We start from the raw sequence: 22,213 nt of genomic DNA, 5'->3' as shown, positions 1-22,213 counted from the left end.
GGGCCCAGGCGCAAGGAGGCAATTCAGATGGATGGTTCGTTTGCGCCCTCAGGCAGCGTTATTTGCGAGGCCCAGCAGCCCGAATGCGGCTTGGGCCCTGATGGCCGTTGCAAGTTGCCTCGTCGCCGTTTCGAGGCGGGTCAGAAGCTCCGGCGACGAGGGCTCGCCGTCCTCAAAGTCAGCGGAAGACGCGTAAACACCAGTCGCGATCGTTGCCGCCTCAAAGAAGCCGAACAACGGACGAATCTGATGCTCGATCACGAGCGCATGCCGGTCCCCCCCGCCCGTTGCCGTGAGAAGAATCGGCCTGTCCTTCAGGGCCGCCGGTTCGATGAGATCGAAGAGATGCTTGAACAAGCCTGTATAGCTCCCCTTGTAGACCGGGGTTCCGACGATGAGTGCGTCCGCGTTTAAGATTCGCTTCACAACGTCACGCGCTTCAGGTGCAAGATCTCCGATCCCGGATGCAGCCCCCAGCGAGGGGCCGATGTCACGCAGATCATAAACGGCACCGGCCCAGCCTGTTCTTTCAGCACTGTTTCTGACGGCGGCCGCGACCAGCGCACGCGTGCGGGATGGATTGCTCAGGCTTCCCGCAAACCCAACAATTTCAGGCATTTCAGATCCTTTCTCGACAAAATCTATCGAGTATTAGATCTAATAAATTTCCGGCATCGAGACCATTCCAAAGAAACGTCGGATCGGAGATGATTTGCTCTGATGAAAAGGCGGCAAAGAGAACAATCGCTATCTCGCTTCACCAGCCGGAACCGGTGCCGATCAGGTCGCGGGAAAGACGGAAGACCTGTTCGCGTATATCCGGAATCGCGGTGATTTCCCAAAGTGTGCCACGAGCTGCGGGGCCGATCGCGCGGATCCGGCGAGAGGCTCGACCGTTTGCGTCGATCACCTTCGCATCTGTTGTCGTGTCGAGGCCGAGTCGCAGCGGATCGAGACGAGCCGCCCCGCGTGCAAGCAGGTCACGGATCACCGGCGCCGCGTGCGTTTCCGGATCGCGCCGGATACCCCGGCAGTCGATGACATGGTCAGCAGGAAGAGTTGTTTCATCCTCTCTGCCGTGCCGTGTGATATTCACGCTGACGCGCCCTCCAAGCAAGGTGGTGGCCCTCTCGAACCGGCCACGGATGATGACGAGTTGGCCGTCAGCCTTTGCTTTTTCCAACCGTGCCGCCGACACCGGTGGCATCTTGTGGCGATGTACCTCCCACCACGACGCGGCATGGCGGAGAAAGCGGGCACGCGCGGCGAGGTCCCATGAACGCCAGGCCGTCGCGATGTGCGGACGAATGCCGTCGACCACATCGCGCCAGGTTCCTCCCCGGGCTTCGGCAGATCTCGCCTGCCGGCGTAACCAATGTAGGAACACGCTTACCGGAGCACCGAACGGAATTTCTTCCTGGGAGAAAGGTATTGGACGGGTGGAGGCATGGACGTGCGGCAGGAGCCCCCGCCGGGATAGACAGCAAATTTGCCCGCGATGACCGGATGCGAGCAATGTCACGACATGATCGACCATGCTCAGCCCGGTTCCAATGATCAGAATCGTCGAGTCAGGAGTAAGTGGTGGTGAGAAATCCCAAGCATTGCGAAGGGGAGGATCCGGATCGACCGGTACCGCGTGACCGGTTGCAAGAACGGCGCTATCGCCCGAAATGACCGAGCCGTCGGCAAGGCGCGCGATCACGCCGGCATCGGTTTCGCTCAGGCTGACGCAGTTCCCTCGGACGCAGTGCAGCCGTTCCGCATCCGGGCCAGATCGCCATGGCTCCAGAAGGCCCGAAAGATATTGCCCGTAGGTCGCGCGATCCACGAAGCAGCTTGCAGTCGCTTGTTTTCCTTTACCGGTCAACCATTGCTCGAAATGGTCAGGTCGATCCGGAAAGGCGCTCATCTGGGAAGCACGGGTGTTCAGCAGGTGATCGGGATGCCTCGTGCTGTAGGCGATGCCGCATCCGAGCATTTGGCTTTGCTCGATGATGGTGACCCGGATGCGTTTCGCTGGTCCGCGCAGCAGATGGGCCGCCATGAGAACGCCGCTCGCGCCACCACCGACGATCACGCAGTGATGCCACGCTCCTCCCCTTGTCAGGAGACCCTTCATCACAGAAGGAACGTCAACATCAGAAAACAGAACATAGCCAAAACGAAACTTATAGCAAAGCTGAAATCGTCCACTTCGTGGTCCGGAAGATCACCTTCGATATGCTCCAGATACACGAGGAGTCCGGGATCATAAGAACAGTACGGAGACATATTATTCCTCCTTACCAGAAGAAGCCTCTCACTCCCTCATGAAAGCAGTACCAAGGCGAACAGCCAGACGTAGCAGGCGCTGAAAACGGCTGCCGGCAAGGCCCTCCTCATCACTAGGGTGATTGACGATTGCCTCATGACCGCACCGCAGCGATGGCGACCTGCACTTGGGTTCTTCTCGCGCTGCTAAAAGCACCGCTATCCCGGAAGTTTGAGAGCCGATCGGCAAATACCTTGACCGCAGGCCAGGGGCCGAAGCCGGAAGCCACATTGATGTGGCCAGCCTCTCCCATGTCAACGAAATCGGCCCCCCAGGTCTGAGCCAAATCCCGCGCTCGCGCCTGATCCATCCAGAAATCGTTCCGGCTTGCGGCAACGATGGCGGGAACGCCGAGATGCAACTCCGGTATTCGTCCGAAGCTGTCAGTTCGCAAGCTTCGCGACGGTTCTGCCGGCGCAACTAACAGGGCGCCGCCAATCCGAAGCTTCGGGCGCCTTGCCAACAGGTGAGCAATGGCGATGACTCCAAGCGAATGCCCAACCAGTAGAGCATCCGGGTGAGCTAGAATGGCGGCAGTGATTGCCGCAATCCAAGCGTCGGATTCCGGCATCGACCACGATTGCTGTTTGACGATCCTCGCTGTTGGGTCGGTGGACGCCCACCAGTGTTGCCAATGCGGTTCCGGGGAGCCATCAAGGCCAGGGACAAGCAGAGTTCTGATCATGCGACGTCTCCTTTCCTCAAAAAGACTACCGAAATAATCGTGTTTATGAATTCCAAAATATCCCCGTCAAAGAGAACATTCTTCTCTATAAGGGATGGCGCTCCTTCGGCGCGGGGCGCCAATTTGCCGTATGGTGATGCCTAATCAGTTCAATCCGGCTGTCTCGTCTCCCGGAGATACGGAAGAACCCGTTCGAACTCCCCGAATCGTGCCACAGCATCCTCGTCCGAGACGGCAGCGGTTATGATCACATTCTCGCCTTGTCGCCAGTTGGCGGGTGTCGCCACTTGATGTTTGGCGGTAAGTTGGATGGAATCCAGCGCTCTCAGGATTTCGTCGAAATTGCGTCCCGTGGTCATCGGATAGGTCAGAGACAGCTTGATCCGCTTGTCTGGGCCGATGATGAAGACAGTGCGCACAGTGGCATTGTCAGCGGGCGTACGCCCCTCGGAGCCGCCTTCGAGCGATGCGGGCAGCATATCGTAGAGCTTGGCCACTTTCAGTTCGGGATCGCCAATAAGCGGGTATGCGGGTTCGTGCCCCGTCGCGACTTTGATGTCGCCTTTCCATTTTTGGTGGCTTTCCACCGGATCCACCGAGATCCCAATGATCTTGGCGTTGCGTTTGGCAAACTCGGGGGCAAGTCCAGCCATAACGCCCAATTCGGTGGTACAGACCGGAGTGAAATCCTTAGGGTGGCTGAACAGAACCGCATAGTCGTCGCCAATCCAATCGTGGAACCGGATCGGGCCTTCCGTGGTGTCTGCCTCGAAATCCGGGGCTATATCGTTAAGGCGTAGGGTCATGTCATCCTCTCCTGGCATCTGCTTCGGCTGTTTTGGCTGGTTTCAGGGGGTCGTGACGTCGATCGGCCATACCGTCGACATCGCGATGGTTTCCATAGAGAACTTTGACGTCACGTTCCGGCATGGAAGGGCGCGCGTCAGGTCCAGATAGAACGCGTCGAAAGCTGTCATGTCGGGGACCAGGACCTTAAGCAGGTAGTCCACATCGCCTGCCATACGGTGCACCTCGACGACGGCAGACAGTGTCTTGACAACCTCCCGGAACGTTGCCCGCCATTCCGACGTATGATCAGCAGCCTCGATCTCGACGAATACGGTCAGTCCGAGGCCGATCGTCTCCGGATCGACAATGGCGACACGTCCGGTGATAACGCCCGCGGCTTCCAGCTTCTGAACACGTTTCCAACATGGCGTCTGAGATAAGCCAACGCGATCGGCCAGTTGTGCGACCGGTAAAGCCGCATCGCGCATCAGTTCATAAAGTATCTTTCTGTCGATTCTATCGAGGTCAGACTTACTCATCGCTCGGATCCCCAAATCAAATCGCCCCAAGGCGCTGCAAGTTGCCTGAAGATAAATCCTTCTGCCTGCGCCAGATATGCTGGATCGGCTTCATCCGTGGTCAGCGCCAACCGGTGCTTCTGATCCACAAGAAGGGCGTGCCAGGCCAGGCGGCGATCACCCGCCCACGGTTCCGGCAAAACGAGCACCCGCAGCCGCATCAGAACATCGGGATGGTTACGCCATACACAAACCCATTTGGGAGACGCTGCGCGGAGCACCCACCCCTCAGGCAACGAAGAGGCAGCCTCTGTCGCCTTCATCCGTACGGTCGTTAGGCGAAGGGCTATCCGAAGCCAAAGAGGAGCAGCGATCTGTTCGGCAGGCTGCATGGCGTACCGTGCATCAGGTCCTGGTGAACTCCCGCACGAAGTCGCTGGCTGGCTTCGCGCGGATCTCGGTCGGTTTACCGACCTGCTCGATCCGGCCCATCGACATGACGACAACGAGATCGGCGAGTTCCATGGCTTCCTCCTGGTCATGGGTGACAAAAACGGTCGTCAAACCGGTTCTGTCGTGGATGTCCCGCAATCCCTGCCGAAGCTCCTTGCGGACTTTCGCATCAAGCGCGCCGAAGGGCTCGTCGAGGAGAAGCATGCGCGGCTCGATGGCAAGCGCGCGGGCAAGCGCCACGCGTTGACGCTGCCCCCCCGAGAGCTGGTTCGGGAAGCGACCGCCGATGTCCGGCAACTGGATCAGATCGAGCAGGCGGTTGACCCGGCGGCCGATCTCGGCGTCGGTCGGACGCTCCTTCCGCTTCCGAGCGCGAAGCCCATAGGCTATGTTTTCGAAAACGGTCATGTGCCTGAAGAGCGCGTAGTGCTGGAAGACGAATCCCGCCCGACGCTCCTGCACCGAAAGCCCCGTAGCGTCCTGCCCGCCGAAGAGCACGCGCCCGGAGGTAGGGAATTCCAGTCCGGCCAGAATGCGTAGGAGCGTTGTCTTGCCAGAGCCTGAGGGACCGAGCAGCGCGATCAGCGCGCCCGATGGAATGAAGAGAGAGACGGGATGCAGTGCCCGTTCGGTGCCGAATTCCTTGGCGAGTTCCTCGATCTCGATGTTCACGGGGGTACTCCTTCAGTGACGCCGTGTGGCCGCCAGCAGGTCCGCATGACGCCATTCCAGTAGGGATTTAAGGGCAAGAGTGACGAGCGCGAGAAGTGCGAGGACAGCGGCAAGCGAGAAGGCCGCGACCGAGAGATATTCGTTGTAGAGCATCTCGATCGCGATCGGCATGGTCGTGGTCACTCCCCGAATCTTGCCTGAAACGACCGCCACAGCACCGAACTCGCCCATCGCGCGGGCGTTGCACAAGAGAACGCCGTAAAGGAGGGCCCAGCGGATGTTGGGTAGTGTCACTGTGAAAAAGACACGCCAGCTGGAGGCGCCCAAGGTCAGCGCGGCTTCTTCCTCCGCTCGGCCCTGTTCGATCATGACCGGGATCAATTCCCGGGCGACAAAGGGAAAGGTCACGAACATCGTGGCAAGCACGATGCCGGGAAAGGCGAACACGATCTTCATGTCATTGGCAATGAGCCAAGCCCCCATTGAGGAATTGGCCCCGAAGAGCAGGACGAGGGCCAGCCCTGCCACGACCGGCGAGACCGAGAACGGCAGGTCGATCAGCGTGATAAGGAACGCCTTACCGCGAAAGTCGAACTTGGTGATCGCCCAGGCTGCCGCGATGCCGAAGATGGCGTTCAGGGGCACGGCGATGGCCGCGACGATCAGCGTAAGCCGGATCGCCGCGCGCGCGTCAGGCGAGGCGAGCGCATCGAGCGAGGCCGCCCAGCCCTGCCGCAAGGCCTCGGCGAAGACGGCCAGGAGCGGCATGAACAGGAGAAGCGAGATCAGGACGAGGACTGTCCCAATCAAGATGTGGCGCGCGAGGCGCGGCTCCGTGGTGACGGAGGTCGGGTGCATGAGTGTTGTATCAGACATCGCTCAGCCTCGAATTTCGGTGAGGCTCTAGCGCGGCCGCCGCATTGTCATCTGTCGCGGAGTTGCGCATCAAGGCGATAGCGGCCAACGCGACCGAGATGACCGGCATCCCGACGAACCAGAGCATCAGGATTAACCAAACGGGCCTTCCTGCTATAATCGCAACGAGCACCAGAGCCATGGCGCCGAGACTACCCAAGGCGGCGAAGAAGAAGCCCGATCCCTCGGGAAGACCTCGGTGGGGGGAGAAAGGCCGGGAGCGAGTGGGCGTGACATTAGACAAGGCCGATCCTCCGTCTGCTCCAGATCTGGATGGCGTTGATGGCCAACAGCATCGCGAAGGAGATCACGAGCATGGCGATCCCGATCGCCGTTGCGGCGTCGTAATTGTACTCCTCAAGCCGGATCACGATGAGGAGAGGCGCGATCTCGGTCTGGAACGGCAGGTTGCCAGCGATGAAGATGACTGAGCCGTATTCGCCCACCGACCGCGCGAGCGCGAGCGCAAAGCCGGTGAGAAGCGCGGGCGTCAGCATCGGCAGGACCACCTTGCGCAGCGTGTAGAAACGGTGTGCACCGAGCGTAGCGCTTACCTCTTCCACCTCACGGTCGATCTCCTCGATCACCGGCTGCACGGTGCGCACGACAAAGGGCAGCCCGATGAAGATCAGCGCCATCCAGATACCGATCTCGGAATAGGCAACCTTGATGCCGAATGGAGCCAGAACCTGCCCGAACACACCATTCGGTGCGTAAAGCGCCGTCAGCGAAATGCCGGCGACCGCGGTTGGCAGCGCGAAGGGCAAATCGACGGCAGCGTCGATGAGCTTGCGACCCCAGAAACGATAGCGCACGAGTACCCAGGCAAGCATCAGGCCGAAGACGAGATTGAAGAGCGACGCGATCAGGGACGCGCGGAAGGACAGCGTCAGTGCCGCCCAGATACGACGCGAGTTGACCATTTCCCACAACTCACCGGGGCCAATCATCACCCCACGGCCCAGAAGCGCACCGATCGGAAGGAGAACCACGATGGACAAGACCGCCATCATGATCCCGAAGCTCAGCCCAAACCCCGGGAGGGGTGAGGGCGAGCGCAGAATGCTCGCCCTCATGGATCACTGTCCTGAATAGATTTGGTCGAAGATGCCGCCGTCGCCGAAATACTCGGGCTGCACGCTTGCCCAGCCGCCGAAATCCTCGATGGTCACCAGCCGGATGTCCGGGAACCGGGCGACATCCTCCGGCGCGGCGGCCGAAGTGTCCCAGGCGCGGTAATAGTGGCGGAGCGCCAGCGCCTGCGCCTCTGGGCTGTAGAGGTACTCGAGATAGGCCTCTGCGGCGGCGCGCTGCGCGTCGGAGGCGATGTTACCGTCTACCAGCGTCACCGGCGGCTCGGCCAGGATCGAGACAGAGGGCACGACGATGTCGAACTTGTCCTCTCCAAGTTCCTTCAGCGAAAGAAAGGCCTCGTTCTCCCATGCCAGCAGCACGTCACCAATTCCGCGCTGGGTGAAGGTCGTTGTCGATCCGCGCGCGCCGGTGTCGAGCACCGGCACGTTTCTGTAAACCGCCCCCACGAACTCCCGCGGGTCGAGCCCGTTCTGCTCGGCATAGCCCCAGGCCGCGAGAAAGTTCCACCGCGCCCCACCGCTCGTCTTAGGGTTCGGAGTGATGACTTGAACGTCGTCGCGCACCAGATCTTCCCAGTCCTTGATGCCCTTCGGATTCCCTTCCCGCACGAGAAAGACGATGGTTGAGGTATATGGCGAGGAATTGTGCGGCAACCGCGACTGCCAATCCGCCGGAATCTTGCCGGTACGTTCTGCAATTGCGGCGATATCGGCCGACAGCGCCAGCGTCACCACCGTCGCATCCAGGCCGTCGATCACGGCACGCGCCTGCGCGCCCGCGCCGCCGTGGGACTGCTGGACCGTAACGGGTGCGTTGCCCTGCGAAGTCCACCATTCGTTGAAGAGCTCGTTGTATTCCCGGTAGAACTCCCGCGTCGGGTCGTAGGAGACGTTCAGGATCTGGACCCGATTTTGCGCCGATGCAGCCCCCGGCGCGCCACCGGCAAGACCGAGCACTGCCAGCGCCGCCAGAAGGGCGCCCTTCCACCGACCGCCCGGTCGGACCCGCCGCAAGCCTGCGACAGCCGCCCCAGATGTGACGGTTGCGACCGGCAGGCCGTTGCCCGAACGCGCCTCGACACGGCCTTGGCTGTGACTTCGGAGAATCAAGCTTGGTGCGAGCGCGTTGGCGCCCAGATGGATATAGTAGGACATCGCGACTTCCTTTGCTCAACCCTGTCGTAACTCCGATGTCAGGCCGCAGGTCCGGCCCCCTGGGGCGGCTCCGCACAGGAGCGACCACGGACCCGGAGCCTTGCCTGACACCTAAATAACGACAGACTTAATCGTATTTTTCAAAGGAAGAATCGTGCCTTTTCAGTCGTGATTAGAGAAGATTATTCTCCGACCGCGACTTCGCGGAGCTTGAAGCGTTCCAGGGGCTGGGACTCCTGCTGCAAATCCGCCAAGGTGAGGGACTCGATCATAAGGATATATGCCGAATAGAACCCGCCAAAAACGGCCCGAACGCGGCAGGATTTTTCATCCTTGCAGTCCTCGCAGGGTCGATAGGCACGGCGCGACAGGCACGGCAGAGGCGCGATTGGTCCGTCGATCAAACGCAGAATTTCGGCGATGGACACATGCCTGGGTTCCTTGATCAGTTCGTAGCCACCCTTGCGCCCGCGGCGGCTGCCAATCAGTCCCGCACGTTTCAGATCAAGCAGAATGTGCTCCAGGAACCGCTTTGGAGCTCCAGATAACTCAGCAACCTCCTCGATCCGCAGGGCTTTTCTGTTACCGGCCCGTTCATCTGCGAGGACCATGAGGGACTTCAGCGCGTACTTGGCCTTTTGGGTAATCATCGGTAACAGCAGCTCAAAGATGTCGTCGGATTGGTTGGGCAGACAAAGACGAATACCACAACAGAAGGTGACTTAACACAAAACACGGTAATTTTCGTCGACATTAACGAGGATCTTTCCCCTTCGCCCTATCGTCCGGCGCCACGCCTTCGCCTCAGCAAGCCAATGAGAAGTGTAGCATGCAAACTTGGCGCCGCGCACCTCAGTTGAGCGACTGAATTGTCCGGTTTCGCAGAATAATATTAAGCTAGCGCGCTTAGAAGATCTGCAGAAAAGGAAGGCCGCTTGATTGGAAGCAGGAAACCGATTCCCACAACACCCGACACAGCAAGTATGGGAGAAGCCGATCCTCTACAGTTTTTCGCAGGCCGCCTGAGTGTGACCTGAGACACTCACACTGCCATCGACAGCCCAAGACAACATATTAAGTTTAGGGAGGATGGTGGGTGCACAAGGATTCGAACCTTGGACCGTCTGATTAAGAGTCAGATGCTCTACCAACTGAGCTATACACCCATCCCGCGCAGCGGTCGCAACCGGCGCGTCGACTGCGGGGTATATATCGAGGCCGGTCCGCTCATGCAAGAACCTTGATGAATTTTTTGTGGCATGCCAACCGCACCGCGACCGTACCGCGACCGAGCCGGCCCGGGCCGGGCCGGTCGCAGATCCGCGATGGCCTCGGCCGCCTCCGCAACTTTCGGCAAGCCCGGCCCCGTCCGGCGAAACAATCGTATTTTGCCCTTGACCCTTTTCCGGCCCCCGACTAGTGTGCAGCGCAGTCGGGTCGGGCAGCCATTGCCCCGGCCGGACGGGTTGACCGCGAATTTCGGGCTGAACGCATCATGGCGTCTCTCATTCTCGTAGTAGGACAGCGCGCCGCCGGAACGGGATGATCCCGTTCGGAACGGGCTGGCGCGCGCAAGGGCTCCTCGGGAGCCCTTTTTCGTTCCCGCCCCTCTCCGGAGACCCGCTTGCATCCCGCATCGCAAGCCAACCGAACCCCGAGTACTGATAGCAAGGAACGCAACGATGACACGGGAGATGAGCGGCGCCGAAATGGTGATCCAGGCGCTGAAGGACCAGGGTGTGAAGCATGTCTTCGGATATCCCGGCGGCGCCGTGCTGCCGATCTACGACGAGATCATCCAGCAGGACGGCATCGAACACATCCTGGTGCGCCACGAGCAGGGCGCCGGCCATGCGGCCGAAGGCTATGCCCGCTCTACCGGCAAGCCCGGCGTCGTCCTCGTCACCTCGGGCCCGGGCGCGACCAACATGGTCACCGCGCTGACCGACGCCATGATGGATTCGATCCCGCTCGTCTGCCTGACCGGCCAGGTGCCGACCCACCTGATCGGCAACGACGCCTTCCAGGAATGCGACACCGTCGGCATCACCCGGCCCTGCACCAAGCACAACTGGCTGGTGCGCGACGTCAACGACCTGGCGCGCATCCTGCACGAGGCCTTCTATGTCGCCACCTCCGGCCGGCCGGGGCCGGTCGTCGTCGACATTCCGAAGGACGTCCAGTTCGCCACCGGCACCTATCACGGCCCGACCGGCAACCCGGCCGCCGCGCACAAGAGCTACCGACCCCAGATGAAGGGCGACATGGCCGCCATCCGCCAGGCCATCGACCTGATGGCGACCGCCAGGAAGCCGATCCTCTACACCGGCGGAGGCGTCGTCAATTCCGGCCCGCAGGCCAGCCAGCTGCTGCGCGAACTGGTCTCGCTGACCGGCTTTCCGATCACCTCGACTCTGATGGGCCTCGGCGCCTATCCGGCGAGCGGCAAGAACTGGCTCGGCATGCTCGGCATGCACGGCACCTACGAAGCCAACATGGCGATGCACGACTGTGACCTGATGGTGTGCATCGGCGCCCGCTTCGACGACCGCATCACCGGCCGCATCGACGCCTTCTCGCCCAATTCGCGCAAGATCCACATCGACATCGACCCGTCCTCGATCAACAAGATCGTCAAGGTCGACGTGCCGATCATCGGCGACGTCGGCCATGTCCTGGAGGACCTCGTGCGCATCTGGCGCACCTCGTCGATGAAGGCCGATCCCGCCGCCCTCAAGGCCTGGTGGAAGCAGATCGACCAATGGCGCGCGCGCAAGTCGCTCGCCTACCGGCCGAGCGAGGACGTCATCATGCCGCAATACGCGATCCAGCGGCTCTACGAACTGACCAAAGATCGCGAAACCTACGTCTCGACCGAGGTCGGCCAGCATCAGATGTGGGCGGCGCAGTTCTACGGCTTCGAGGCGCCCAACCGCTGGCTCACCTCGGGCGGGCTCGGCACGATGGGCTACGGCCTGCCGGCGGCGCTTGGCGCCCAGGTCGCCCACCGCGATGCGCTTTCCATCTGTATCGCCGGCGACGCCTCGGTGCTGATGAACATGCAGGAGATGTCGACTGCGGTTCAGTTCGGCCTGCCGATCAAGATCTTCATCCTCAACAACCAGTACATGGGCATGGTGCGCCAGTGGCAGCAGCTGCTTCACGGCAACCGCCTGTCGCATTCCTACATGGAAAGCCTGCCCGACTTCGTGAAACTGGCGGAGGCCTATGGCGGACTCGGTCTGCGGGTCGACAAGCCGGCCGAGCTCGACGACGCGATCCGCGAGATGATCGCCAGCGACAAGCCGGTGCTGTTCGACTGCCGCGTCGCCAACCTCGCCAACTGCTTCCCGATGATTCCCTCGGGCAAGGCCCACAACGAGATGCTGCTGCCCGACGAAGCCAACGACGAGGCGGTGGCGAATGCCATCGGCAGCGAAGGCAAGGCCCTGGTCTGAGGAGGACCCGCACCATGAACGCAGTGAACGTCAACGCGCCCTCCGCCTATTTCATGGCCGAGGTCAGCGACAAGACCGAGACCCACACCCTGTCCCTGCTTGTCGACAATGAGCCGGGCGTACTCGCTCGCGTCATCGGCCTGTTTTCGGGGCGCGGCTACAACATCGACAGCCTGACGGTCTCCGAGACCGAGCATGAGGCGCATCTGTCGCGCATAACCATCGTCACGACCGGCACGCCGATGGTGATCGAACAGATCCGCCACCAGCTCGATCGGCTGGTGCCGGTGCATCGTGTCACCGACCTCACCGTCGAGGCGCGCCGCCTGAACCAGGACAAGCCGCTCGAACGCGAACTCGCCCTGGTCAAGGTCGCCGGCGCCGGCGAGAAGCGGCTGGAGGCTCTGCGGCTCGGCGACGCTTTCCGCGCCACCGTGATCGATGCGACGACCGAGCATTTCGTCTTCGAGATCACGGGCCGGACCAGCAAGATCGAGCAGTTCATCCAGATCATGAAGCCGCTCGGCCTGGTCGAGGTGTCGCGCACCGGCGTCGCCGCCGTGCAACGTGGCCCCGAAGGGCTGTAGCGCACGCTCCTGCCGGCGCGCCGTTGTGTCGCAAGCCTGCAAGGCTGGCGCGCCGCCAGTAGACGCCCGCGCGTCCGACCGCGTATAGGAAGGCCTGCGAGGCGCCGGATCCCCGGCGCTTCGTGTCGTCTTGCCCCCTCGTTCGCTATTCAGGAAGGCAGAAGCGCCATGGGTCATGGATTGTCGCGGCCGAAGAACCAGATTCGCTGGCTGCTGCTCGAAGGCATCGCTCCGACCGCCAGGGCCGTGCTCGAGGCGAACGGCTATCACAACGTCGAGATGCTCCCCAAGGCGCTTGACAGGGACGCCCTGATCGAGGCGATCAAGGGTGTCCATGTCGTGGGCATCCGTTCGCGAACCCAGATCACCGAGGAGATCCTCGCCGCCGCCAACACCTTGGTCGCCGTCGGCTGCTTCTCGGTCGGCACCAATCAGGTCGACCTGCACGCGGCGATGGAACGCGGCATCCCGGTCTTCAATGCCCCCTTCTCCAACACCCGCTCGGTCGCGGAACTGACCATCGCCGAGATCGTCATGCTGATGCGCGGGATCTTCGAAAAGTCCACCGCCGCCCATGCCGGCCGCTGGATGAAGACCGCTGCGGGCTCGCGCGAGGTGCGTGGCAAGACGCTCGGCATCGTCGGGTACGGCAACATCGGCACCCAGCTCGCCATGCTGGCCGAGGCCTTCGGCATGTCCGTGATCTACTACGACAAGACCGACAAGCTGCGCCACGGCAACGTCGTGCCGGCCGACACGCTCGACGAGTTGCTCGCCCGCGCCGACGTGGTCTCCCTGCACGTCCCCGACACGCCCGAGACACGCAACATGATCGGCGCCGAGCAACTGGCGAAGATGAAGCCGGGCAGCTTCCTCATCAACAACGCCCGCGGCAAGGTGATCGACATCGACGCACTGGCCGCGGCACTCGAGAGCGGCCACATCGCCGGTGCGGCCATCGACGTCTTCCCCTCCGAGCCGAAGTCAAACGCCGACGAATTCGTCAGCCCGCTGCGCGCCTTCGACAACGTCATTTTGACACCCCATGTCGGCGGCTCGACCGAGGAGGCACAGGAGCGCATCGGCGAGGAAGTGTCTCGCCGTCTGGTCGAATATTCCGACGTTGGCTCGACGCTGGGAGCGGTCAACTTCCCGCAGGTGCAGTTGCCCAAGGGCACGGACGCGACCCGCTTCATCCAGGTCCACCGCAACGTACCGGGAGCGATGCGCACCCTCAACGACCTGTTCGCGCGTCACAACCTGAATATCCACGCCCAGTACATGCAGACGATCGAGGACATCGGCTACGTGGTTCTCGACGTCGACGGCCAGGTGCCGAACGGGGTCGACATCCTGGAGGAAATCCGCGCCCTGCCCAACACCATCCGGGCGCGGCTGCTGAACCGGGTGTGACCGGCGGTTGACACCGACCGCGTTTTCGCCACGCTGGTAATCGCGCGACGGCCCGCCGCCGCGCCGCTCCCTCCCGTCCGACCATCCCGATCCCGGATCGCCGCCCATGACCGCCTCGCGCCTGTCCGTCAACGTCAACGCCGTCGCCATGCTGCGCAACCGGCGCAACCTGCCCTGGCCGAGCGTCACCGGCTTGGCCGCGATCGCGCTCGAAGCAGGCGCCAAGGGCATCACGGTGCATCCGCGCCCGGACGAGCGCCACATCCGCCGCTCCGACGTCTACGACCTCGCCGAATTGATCGAGGACCGGTTCCCGCACAAGGAACTGTGTCTGGAGGGCTATCCCGCGCCCGACTTCCTGAAGCTGGTGGAAGAAGCCCGGCCGGATCAGGTCCTGTTCGTGCCAGACGCGCCGGAGCAGTCGACCTCCGACCACGGCTGGCGCTTCGACACCGACGCCGGGCCCTTGGCGGAGGCGATCGCCGCGGCCCGGGATTGGTCGGTCGCCGTATCGCTGTTCCTCGACCCCGACCCGACCCTGCCGGAAGGCGCGGCGGCGATCGGCGCGGAGCGCATCGAGATCTACACCGGCCCCTATGGCGCCTGCTACGACGACCCGGCCGCCGCCGCCCGCGAACTGGACCGGATCGTCGCCACGGCCGAGGCCGCCCGCGCCGCCGGCCTCGGCGTCAACGCCGGTCACGATCTGACCGTCGACAACATTCCTGCCTTGATTGCGCGCGCGCCCTTCATCCGCGAGATGTCGATCGGACACGGCTTCACGGCCGACGCCCTCATTTACGGCTTTGCAGAAAGCGTGCGCCGCTTCCGCCATGCAATGGGCGAGATCTGAAATCTTCGTTGAAACCGCTCAGCCGTCCTGTCGACGGCGGACCTGCGGCTCGCCGTAGAGACGGACGACACCGGCGACGTCGCCGACCTGCGGCGTCCGGTACGCTTCCTGATACTTGAAGTGCATCAGCGGCCCAGCCCCGTGCGGATGATCGAGCCCTATGGCGTGGCCGATCTCGTGTGCGAAGGTGTAGCGCAGGTCATAAGTGTCCGCGTCACCGTTGAAGCCGATCTTCCAGGAGCGTGCCGGATTGAGGCAGATCGCCGACCGTTCGATGGGCGCGATATCCGCCGCGCCGGCTGTCACGCCGGGAGAAACCTGCGGCAGGTTCATGCCCCGACCGCCGGCCGGTGCCGGCCGCGCCACAACGCGCGCGCCCGTGCCTGCGCGCACGTTGGCAAAGGCGTAGCCGCGCGGCTGCGCCTGTGCCCCGATGACGATCTGCGCATCGCGCGTCGAGTCGACCTCCTGAAAACTCACCCCGCCGGCCGCCTGCCAAAGGGAAAAGGCTGCCGCAGCCTCGGCCCTTACAGCCGCCATCGTTAGCCCGGACCGCAGTGCCAGGGCGTCGAGAGGCACGATCCGCTGGCAGTTGCGCGCCTGCGGATCCTCGATCGCCGTATCGGCGAAGGCGTAGGTGACATGAGCCGGCGACCCGAACTCCGGAGTACCCCACTTGACGAACTGGCCGTCGAGCTTCAGCAGCTTGTATCCTGCCTCCTCTGCCATAGCTGCCGCAGACAGGAGCGTCACTGCGGCCAGCGTGCCGCCGATCACCTTGGCGATGCTCGTCAGCGTCAAGGGTCCCCCCACAATCCCCAACCCGGATCTCCCGAGCCCGTCGCTGGCGCCGGCACCGCCCTGCCGGGTCGATTCGGCTTCGAGTTCAAGGCTACCCATGCGTCACCGGTTCCGGCAAGTCCGCACGACGATTGACCGCCCCGAGCGCGCGGAACTGCACGGCGGCAAGCTGGCATCCTTCACGGGCGAGCAGACCCTAGCGCTTGGAGGTGCCGGTCAGACGGGCCTCGGCAAGCGCGTGCTGGCGCGCCAGCGCCTCGACCTGTTTGACCGTCGCGATCCGCGGCGCGGCGAGGCTCTGCGTCGACAGCGCGTAGAGGCGGAAATGATAGTGATGCACACTGTGGCCACGTGGCGGACATGGCCCGCCATAGCCTCGGCGCCGGAAGTCGTTGACCGCCTGCGCGCCGACGTCCGGGTCGATCCCCTCCTCCAGCGCAGCCTGCCCGGCGGGAATGTCGTAGATTGCCCAGTGATGCCAGGTGCCGGCCGGCGCGTCGGGGTCGTCGCAGACCAGCGCGAAGCTCCTGGTGCCCGCCGGCGCGCCGGTCCAGGCGAGCGGCGGCGACAGATCCTCTCCGTCGCAGGTGTAGGGACGCGGGATCGTCCCGCCGTCTTCGAACGCCGCAGACGTCAGTTTCATGACCGGACATCCTCCACGTGACAGATCGTCTGCCTGCACAGTCGCGGATCGCGGACGGCTCTGCCTTGACGCCGATCAAGATCCGCGTCGGGGACCCCGCCGAGCCAAGCCGAGCGAACCGGGCGCATCGATCCCGGGCAGGCCGACGCTGCCTGCCGAAAGGGGACCGCCTCCGCCCGCTCGAGGATGGTGCGCGCGCTGGGCTGCGGCTCCGATCAGCCGGCCCGGCCGTCCCGGCGCGCCGCCTGGTGTTCGTCCTCGACCATGCCGATCTTCCAGTAGCCGGAGATATAGGCATCGGCCTTGTCGACGCCGCGCTCGGTCTGGACCAGCAGCCGCAGCGCGCGGATGACGCCGCTCTCGCCGGCGATGCAGGTCTGGATCCGTCCCTGCGGGAAGGTGAGACGACGAATGACATCGATCAGCGCCGTCGAGGGCTGGTGCGGGTCGCCCTGGACCAGCCAGTGCACCTCGATGCCATCCGGCATGTCGATGTCCTGCCGGTCTTCGGCGCTGTGGATCTCGAAGATGGCCACGCCCCGGGCCGACCGCGGCATCGCCTCGAGCGTGGCGGTCGCCACCGGCAGGGCGGACATGTCCGCCGCCACGAGATACCAATCGGCGTGAAAGCCGCTCACCTTGACCGGTCCCGGCCCCATGAAGGCCAGGAAATCGCCGGGCCGCGCGGCTTGCGCCCATCGGGTTGCCGGACCCTCGTCGCCATGGGCGACGAAGTCGATGTCCATCTCCGGCCCATCGCGGCGGAAGGCGCGCACGGTATAGGTGCGCACCGGATGAATGCGACCGCTCGGCTGGCCTTCGGCGTAATGGGCGGCGAAGGCGGTCAGGCTCTCGCCGGACCGGGGAAAGGCGAGCTTGCAATGGGCGCCTTCCTTGCCGTCCGGAAAGTCGGCGAGGTCCTCGCCCGTGAACGTGATCCGGATCATGTTCGGGGTGAGACGGCGGGAAACCTTGACCGTGAGGATGCGCGGCTTGCGTCTTTGGGCAGGGATCATTCAACGACCTATACTTGACTTATGAATTCAAGTTTATTCCGAACGGGCCGGCTTGAGAAGCCCCGCTTGGCTGCTCACGGCGTTGAAGAAGGAAATCCGGCCGGTCGCCCGCAATCGCGCTTGACCTTCGCGGCGCCCTCGCATAAATCTCGAACCGTACCGTACGGTACACAATTTCAGGAACCGATCCGGTAAGCCGTCCGTGTCCATCGTCGATCTGCACGACATAAAGCCAGGCACCGAGCCCGCCTTCACGCCGCGCCAGCAGGAGGTGCTCGAATGCGCCCTCAGGCTGCTCGTCGAAGGCGGCGAGAAGGCGCTGACCACCGCCGGCCTCGCGCGCAGCGCCAACTGCTCGAAGGAAAGCCTGTACAAGTGGTTCGGCGACCGCGACGGCCTGCTTGCCGCCGTCGTCGCCTATCAGGCCAGCAAGGTGCACTTCGCCTCCGAGGCCGCGGCCACCGACGCCGCCACCTTCCGCACCCACCTGACCGGCTTCGTGCGCGAACTCCTGCAGGTGCTGCTCGGCGAGACCTCGCTGGCGCTCAACCGCCTCGCCATCGGCCAGTCCAAGCGCGACGACGACCGCCTCGGCCGCCTGCTGCTGGTGCGCGGCAAGTACACTATCAGCGCCCGCGCGCGCAGCCTGCTCGAAGCCGGCCGGTTCCGCGGCTTCCTCCGCTTCGACGACGCCGAGGAGGCCTATCAGGTGCTCTACGGCCTGGCCGTGCGCGACCTGCACATCCGCCAGTTGCTCGGCGATCCGCCGAAGCCGCGGGACCAGGACTTCGCCGGCCAGGCCGAGCTTGCCGTCGACCGCTTCTACCGGCTTTTCGGAGCCTGAGGATTTCAGGAAAAGGGGCGGGCCTCCGCCCTTGCAACGCAGCCCCTTGGACGGGGCGCAACGGGAGAAAGGGAAATACCATGCGTGTCTATTACGATCGCGACGCCGATCTGAATCTCATCAAGTCGAAGAAGGTCGCCGTCATCGGCTACGGCTCCCAGGGCCGCGCCCATGCGCTCAACCTGAAGGATTCCGGCGTCAAGGACATCGTCGTCGCCCTGCGTCCGGACTCCACCACCGCGAAGAAGGTCGAGGCCGACGGCCTCAAGGTCATGAGCGTCGCCGAGGCCGCCGCCTGGGCCGACCTGATGATGATGGCTACCCCGGACGAACTCCAGGCCGACATCTACAAGGACCACATCGCCGGCAACATCCGTGACGGCGCGGCCATCGCCTTCGCCCACGGCCTGAACGTCCATTTCGGCCTGATCGAGGCGAAGTCGACCGTCGACGTCCTCATGGTCGCGCCCAAGGGCCCGGGCCACACCGTACGCGGCGAATACCAGAAGGGCGGCGGCGTGCCCTGCCTCGTCGCGGTCCATCAGGACGCCACCGGCAACGCGCTCGACCTCGGCCTGTCCTACGCCTGCGGCGTCGGCGGCGGCCGCTCGGGCATCATCGAGACCACCTTCAAGGAAGAGTGCGAGACCGATCTGTTCGGCGAGCAGGCCGTGCTCTGCGGCGGCCTGGTCGAGCTGATCCGCGCCGGCTTCGAGACGCTGGTGGAAGCTGGCTACGCGCCGGAAATGGCCTATTTCGAGTGCCTGCACGAGGTCAAGCTGATCGTCGACCTCATCTACGAGGGCGGCATCGCCAACATGAACTACTCCATCTCGAACACCGCCGAATGGGGCGAGTACATGTCCGGCCCCCGCGTCATCACGAGCGAGACCAAGGCCGAGATGAAGCGCATCCTGACCGACATCCAGACCGGCAAGTTCACCTCCGAATGGATGCAGGAATGCAAGGCCGGCCAAGCCCGCTTCAAGGCCACCCGCCGCCTCAACGACGCCCACCAGATCGAGGAAGTCGGCGAGAAGCTGCGCGGCATGATGCCCTGGATCAAGAAGGGCGCGCTGGTCGACAAGTCGCGCAACTGAGCCGACGCCACGACCGCATCTTCGGAAGCCGCGGCCCCTGCCGCGGCTTCTTTCGTTTCCGCCGCGACGCGCCGGCCGCCGACGGCTCAGAAATAGGTCTCGATCAGCCGGGTCACTTCCGCGTCGCGGGCGCTCTCGCTCTTGCCGCCCATGACCACGACGACGAAGCCGCGTCCGCCTCGGCTTCCGGTGGCGACCAGGTTGTAGCCCGACAACCCGATGTAGCCGGTCTTCAGCCCGTCGACGCCGGGCACCCTGCCGAGCAGCTTGTTGGTCGCTTCGAAGGTCCTGCCGTTATAGGCGAAGGACGTGGCGCGGAAGTAGGCCGCATACTGTGGGAAACGGGCCTTCAGCGCCCGGCCGAGGATCGCCATGTCGCGCGCCGTGGTCACCTGGCGCGTGTCGGCCAGGCCGCTGGCGTTGACGAAGCGCGTCCGGCTCATGCCAAGGCTGCGCGCCTTGGCCGTCATCTGCGCCGCGAAGGCACTTTCCGAGCCCGCCAGGCGCTCGGCGATCGCCACCGCGACGTCGTTGGCCGAGCGCACGGCCAGCGCCTGCGCCGCCTCGCGCACGGTGATGGTCGACCCGGTCGCCAGGCCGATCTTGGCCGGCGGCCGCGCCGCCGCCCGGGCGGAGACGGCCAGCGGCGTGTCCAGCGTCAACTCGCCCCGCTCCACCGCCTCGAACAGCAGGTACAGCGTCATCATCTTGGTCAGCGAGGCCGGATAGCGCGGAGCATCGGCATTCGCCGCAAAGAGTTCCGCCCCGCTCGCTGCGTCGATCACCAGCGCCGCATGGCCGCGCGCCTCGGCCGAGGCCGGCACCAGCGCGACGCTGTCCACCGTGACCGGGTCGGGCACCGCCGTCGGCGCGACCGCCGCCTGCGCGCTGCCGATCACCTGCGGCGCAAGGCCCGCTTGCCGCGTGTCGCCCGATCCGGACTGGCAGGCGGCGAGCGTGAGCAGGGCGAGCGCGGCAAGCGCCCGCGCGGTCACGGTTAGGAAGGGAGATCCGGAAATGCCGTCACGCACGGAACCATCCTCTGTCGAATACGGGCAATCGCTGCGCTCCTCACGTCTTCAGCCGGTAGCCGGTCTTGAAGATGCGCCAGATGATCGCCAGGCAAAGGAACAGGAAGAACAGGGTCATGGCAAGGCTCAACCCGACGTCGACGTCGGCCTGGCCGTAGAAGCTCCATCGGAATCCGGAGATCAGGTAGACCACCGGATTGAGCAGGGTGACGGTCTGCCAGAACTCCGGCAGCATGCGGATGGAGTAGAAGCTGCCGCCCAGGAACGCCAGCGGCGTGACGATCAGGAGCGGCACGAACTGCAGCTGCTCGAAATTCTTCGCCCAGATGCCGATGATGAAGCCGAGCAGCGCGAAGGTCACCGCGGTCAGCACGAAGAACACCGCCATCCAGACCGGATGCCGGATTTCCAGGTCGACGAACAGCCCCGCCGTCAGCAGGATGATCACCCCGACCATCATCGACTTGGTCGCCGCCGCCCCGACATAGCCGATGACGATCTCCAGATAGGACACCGGCGCCGACAGCACCTCGAAGATGGTGCCGACGAAGCGCGGGAAATAGATGCCGAAGGCTGCGTTGGAGATGCTCTGCGTCAGCAGCGACAGCATGGTCAGGCCGGGCACGATGAAGGCGCCGTAGCTCACCCCCTCGACCTCGGTGATGCGCGAGCCGATCGCCGCGCCGAACACGATGAAATAGAGCGACGTCGAGATCACCGGCGAGATGATGCTCTGGAAGATGGTGCGCGCCGTGCGCGCCATCTCGAACTGGTAGATGGCCAGGATCGCGCGGACGTTCATTGCCTCTGCCTCACCAGGTTGACGAAGATCTTTTCCAGCGAATCCTGCGTCGTCTGCAGGTCGCGGAAGCGGATGCCGGCCTCGCGCAGGTCGTTCATCAGCCCGGTGATGCCGGTGCGCTCGCTCTGGCTGTCGTAGGTATAGACCAGTTCCTCGCCGCCGTCGGACAGGCTGAGGTCGTGGCCGGCGAGGCGCGCCGGCACCTCCGCCAGCGGCTCGATCAGGTGCAGCTTGAGCTGCTTGCGCCCGAGCTTGCGCATCAGCGTGTGCTTGTCCTCGACGAGGATGATCTCGCCGCGGTTGATCACGCCGATCCGGTCGGCCATCTCCTCGGCCTCCTCGAGGTAATGCGTGGTCAGGATGATGGTCACGCCCGACGCCTTCAGCCGGCGCACCACCTCCCACATGTCGCGCCGCAGCTCGACGTCGACGCCCGCCGTCGGCTCGTCGAGGAACAGGATCTTCGGCTCGTGCGCCAGCGCCTTGGCGATCAGCACGCGCCGCTTCATGCCGCCCGACAGCGTCATGATCTTGGCGTCGCGCTTGTCCCACAGCGACAGGTCCTTGAGCACCGTCTCGATATGGTCCGGATCCTTGCGCAGGCCGAACAGGCCGCGGCTGAAGCTCACCGTCGCGCGCACGGTCTCGAAGGATTCGGTCGTCAGTTCCTGCGGCACCAGCCCGATGCGCGCCCGCGCTGCGCGATAGTCCCTGACGATGTCGTGGCCGTCGACGCGCACGGTGCCGGAACTCGCGCTGACCAGGCCGCAGATGATGCTGATCAGCGTCGTCTTGCCGGCGCCATTCGGGCCGAGCAGGGCGAACAGCTCGCCCGGCTCGATCCTCAGGTCGACCGACTTCAGCGCCTGGAAGCCGGTGGCATAGGTTTTCGACAGGTTCTCGACCGAGATCGCGGCGTGCATGGAGACAAGGCCTGATGTGAAAGCGATGAGGCCGGTCGGCGGCGGCAGGACCGGCGGAACGCGAAAGAAACGACACTCCTATACGATAAGGCGCTCGCCGTCTCGATCAACCTTGCCAGCCCGATTCGCCGGCTCGATGCGCCAGCC

At 63.9% G+C, this 22,213-nt stretch carries 23 protein-coding genes and 1 tRNA gene; 6 read left to right on the top strand and 18 right to left on the bottom strand.

The window, feature by feature from the left end; genetic code table 11:
- Window positions 1–48 precede the first annotated feature (48 nt).
- From msuE to SL003B_RS07115, 12 genes are all read right to left on the bottom strand, one after another.
- On the bottom strand, window positions 49–618 hold the full coding sequence (msuE, locus tag SL003B_RS07160) for an FMN reductase (protein WP_041375425.1): 570 nt from the start codon (window positions 616–618) through the stop codon (window positions 49–51).
- Window positions 619–757: 139 nt separating this feature from the next.
- Window positions 758–2,122, bottom strand: a complete 1,365-nt coding sequence (locus tag SL003B_RS07155; RefSeq protein WP_013652159.1) for an FAD/NAD(P)-binding protein — start codon at window positions 2,120–2,122, stop codon at window positions 758–760.
- Window positions 2,123–2,408: 286 nt separating this feature from the next.
- The gene (locus tag SL003B_RS22720) at window positions 2,409–3,050 is read right to left on the bottom strand and encodes an RBBP9/YdeN family alpha/beta hydrolase (RefSeq protein ID WP_277914624.1); all 642 of its coding nucleotides are present in this window, start codon (window positions 3,048–3,050) and stop codon (window positions 2,409–2,411) included.
- Between the two features lie 98 nt (window positions 3,051–3,148).
- On the bottom strand, window positions 3,149–3,805 hold the full coding sequence (locus SL003B_RS07150; protein WP_041375424.1) for a peroxiredoxin: 657 nt from the start codon (window positions 3,803–3,805) through the stop codon (window positions 3,149–3,151).
- Between the two features lie 42 nt (window positions 3,806–3,847).
- Window positions 3,848–4,327 carry an Lrp/AsnC family transcriptional regulator gene (locus SL003B_RS07145; RefSeq protein WP_013652156.1) on the bottom strand — a complete coding sequence of 160 codons (480 nt, stop codon included), beginning with the start codon at window positions 4,325–4,327 and terminating at the stop codon, window positions 3,848–3,850.
- A complete protein-coding gene (locus SL003B_RS23320) occupies window positions 4,324–4,527 on the bottom strand; it encodes a hypothetical protein (RefSeq protein WP_148259267.1) in 204 nt (67 codons plus the stop codon). Before SL003B_RS23320 ends, SL003B_RS07145 begins: the two co-directional genes overlap by 4 nt.
- Before the next feature lie 184 nt (window positions 4,528–4,711).
- Window positions 4,712–5,431 (bottom strand): sulfate/molybdate ABC transporter ATP-binding protein, encoded by a 720-nt coding sequence (locus SL003B_RS07140; protein WP_013652155.1) that lies wholly within the window; start codon window positions 5,429–5,431, stop codon window positions 4,712–4,714.
- A 12-nt stretch (window positions 5,432–5,443) separates the two neighbouring features.
- The gene (gene cysW / locus SL003B_RS07135) at window positions 5,444–6,307 is read right to left on the bottom strand and encodes a sulfate ABC transporter permease subunit CysW (protein WP_041375423.1); all 864 of its coding nucleotides are present in this window, start codon (window positions 6,305–6,307) and stop codon (window positions 5,444–5,446) included.
- Between the two features lie 275 nt (window positions 6,308–6,582).
- Complete coding sequence (gene cysT / locus SL003B_RS07130) at window positions 6,583–7,422, bottom strand: sulfate ABC transporter permease subunit CysT (protein WP_041375422.1); 840 nt, start codon at window positions 7,420–7,422, stop codon at window positions 6,583–6,585.
- A 3-nt stretch (window positions 7,423–7,425) separates the two neighbouring features.
- Complete coding sequence (locus SL003B_RS07125; RefSeq protein WP_013652152.1) at window positions 7,426–8,595, bottom strand: sulfate ABC transporter substrate-binding protein; 1,170 nt, start codon at window positions 8,593–8,595, stop codon at window positions 7,426–7,428.
- Window positions 8,596–8,777: 182 nt separating this feature from the next.
- Entirely contained in the window at window positions 8,778–9,245 is a 468-nt protein-coding gene (locus tag SL003B_RS07120; protein ID WP_041375421.1) for an RrF2 family transcriptional regulator, read from the bottom strand.
- Between the two features lie 440 nt (window positions 9,246–9,685).
- Window positions 9,686–9,761 (bottom strand) — tRNA-Lys (locus SL003B_RS07115).
- A gap of 516 nt (window positions 9,762–10,277) precedes the next feature.
- Between SL003B_RS07115 and SL003B_RS07110 the strand changes: the two genes are divergently transcribed.
- The 4 genes from SL003B_RS07110 (at window position 10,278) to SL003B_RS07095 (ending at window position 14,906) form a co-directional block, all read left to right on the top strand.
- The gene (locus SL003B_RS07110) at window positions 10,278–12,053 is read left to right on the top strand and encodes an acetolactate synthase 3 large subunit (protein ID WP_013652150.1); all 1,776 of its coding nucleotides are present in this window, start codon (window positions 10,278–10,280) and stop codon (window positions 12,051–12,053) included.
- Between the two features lie 14 nt (window positions 12,054–12,067).
- A complete protein-coding gene (gene ilvN / locus SL003B_RS07105; protein WP_013652149.1) occupies window positions 12,068–12,640 on the top strand; it encodes an acetolactate synthase small subunit in 573 nt (190 codons plus the stop codon).
- Between the two features lie 168 nt (window positions 12,641–12,808).
- Complete coding sequence (gene serA / locus SL003B_RS07100; RefSeq protein WP_013652148.1) at window positions 12,809–14,053, top strand: phosphoglycerate dehydrogenase; 1,245 nt, start codon at window positions 12,809–12,811, stop codon at window positions 14,051–14,053.
- A gap of 106 nt (window positions 14,054–14,159) precedes the next feature.
- On the top strand, window positions 14,160–14,906 hold the full coding sequence (locus SL003B_RS07095; RefSeq protein ID WP_013652147.1) for a pyridoxine 5'-phosphate synthase: 747 nt from the start codon (window positions 14,160–14,162) through the stop codon (window positions 14,904–14,906).
- Window positions 14,907–14,924: 18 nt separating this feature from the next.
- Here the strand turns inward: SL003B_RS07095 and SL003B_RS07090 are convergent, their stop codons facing one another.
- From SL003B_RS07090 to SL003B_RS07080, 3 genes are all read right to left on the bottom strand, one after another.
- Window positions 14,925–15,707, bottom strand: coding sequence for a matrixin family metalloprotease (locus SL003B_RS07090; protein ID WP_013652146.1), 783 nt, complete (start codon window positions 15,705–15,707; stop codon window positions 14,925–14,927).
- Window positions 15,708–15,903: 196 nt separating this feature from the next.
- The gene (locus tag SL003B_RS07085; protein WP_013652145.1) at window positions 15,904–16,350 is read right to left on the bottom strand and encodes a YbhB/YbcL family Raf kinase inhibitor-like protein; all 447 of its coding nucleotides are present in this window, start codon (window positions 16,348–16,350) and stop codon (window positions 15,904–15,906) included.
- Window positions 16,351–16,565: 215 nt separating this feature from the next.
- Window positions 16,566–17,366: a siderophore-interacting protein gene (locus SL003B_RS07080; protein WP_013652144.1), complete on the bottom strand. Its 801-nt coding sequence runs from the start codon at window positions 17,364–17,366 to the stop codon at window positions 16,566–16,568.
- Between the two features lie 202 nt (window positions 17,367–17,568).
- Between SL003B_RS07080 and SL003B_RS07075 the strand changes: the two genes are divergently transcribed.
- Window positions 17,569–18,210 carry a TetR/AcrR family transcriptional regulator gene (locus SL003B_RS07075; RefSeq protein ID WP_013652143.1) on the top strand — a complete coding sequence of 214 codons (642 nt, stop codon included), beginning with the start codon at window positions 17,569–17,571 and terminating at the stop codon, window positions 18,208–18,210.
- A gap of 80 nt (window positions 18,211–18,290) precedes the next feature.
- Entirely contained in the window at window positions 18,291–19,310 is a 1,020-nt protein-coding gene (ilvC, locus tag SL003B_RS07070; protein WP_013652142.1) for a ketol-acid reductoisomerase, read from the top strand.
- An 86-nt stretch (window positions 19,311–19,396) separates the two neighbouring features.
- Here the strand turns inward: ilvC and SL003B_RS07065 are convergent, their stop codons facing one another.
- The 3 genes from SL003B_RS07065 to SL003B_RS07055 are packed head-to-tail and all read right to left on the bottom strand — an operon-like array spanning window position 19,397 to window position 22,066.
- Window positions 19,397–20,341, bottom strand: coding sequence for a D-alanyl-D-alanine carboxypeptidase family protein (locus tag SL003B_RS07065; protein WP_013652141.1), 945 nt, complete (start codon window positions 20,339–20,341; stop codon window positions 19,397–19,399).
- Window positions 20,342–20,381: 40 nt separating this feature from the next.
- Window positions 20,382–21,143 carry an ABC transporter permease gene (locus SL003B_RS07060; protein WP_013652140.1) on the bottom strand — a complete coding sequence of 254 codons (762 nt, stop codon included), beginning with the start codon at window positions 21,141–21,143 and terminating at the stop codon, window positions 20,382–20,384.
- Complete coding sequence (locus SL003B_RS07055) at window positions 21,140–22,066, bottom strand: ABC transporter ATP-binding protein (RefSeq protein WP_013652139.1); 927 nt, start codon at window positions 22,064–22,066, stop codon at window positions 21,140–21,142. The genes SL003B_RS07060 and SL003B_RS07055 overlap by 4 nt, the downstream gene beginning before the upstream one ends.
- Window positions 22,067–22,213: the final 147 nt, after the last annotated feature.

The organism is Polymorphum gilvum SL003B-26A1, assembly GCF_000192745.1.
GTDB lineage: Bacteria > Pseudomonadota > Alphaproteobacteria > Rhizobiales > Stappiaceae > Polymorphum > Polymorphum gilvum.
This window is presented reverse-complemented; position numbering and strand designations above follow the sequence as displayed.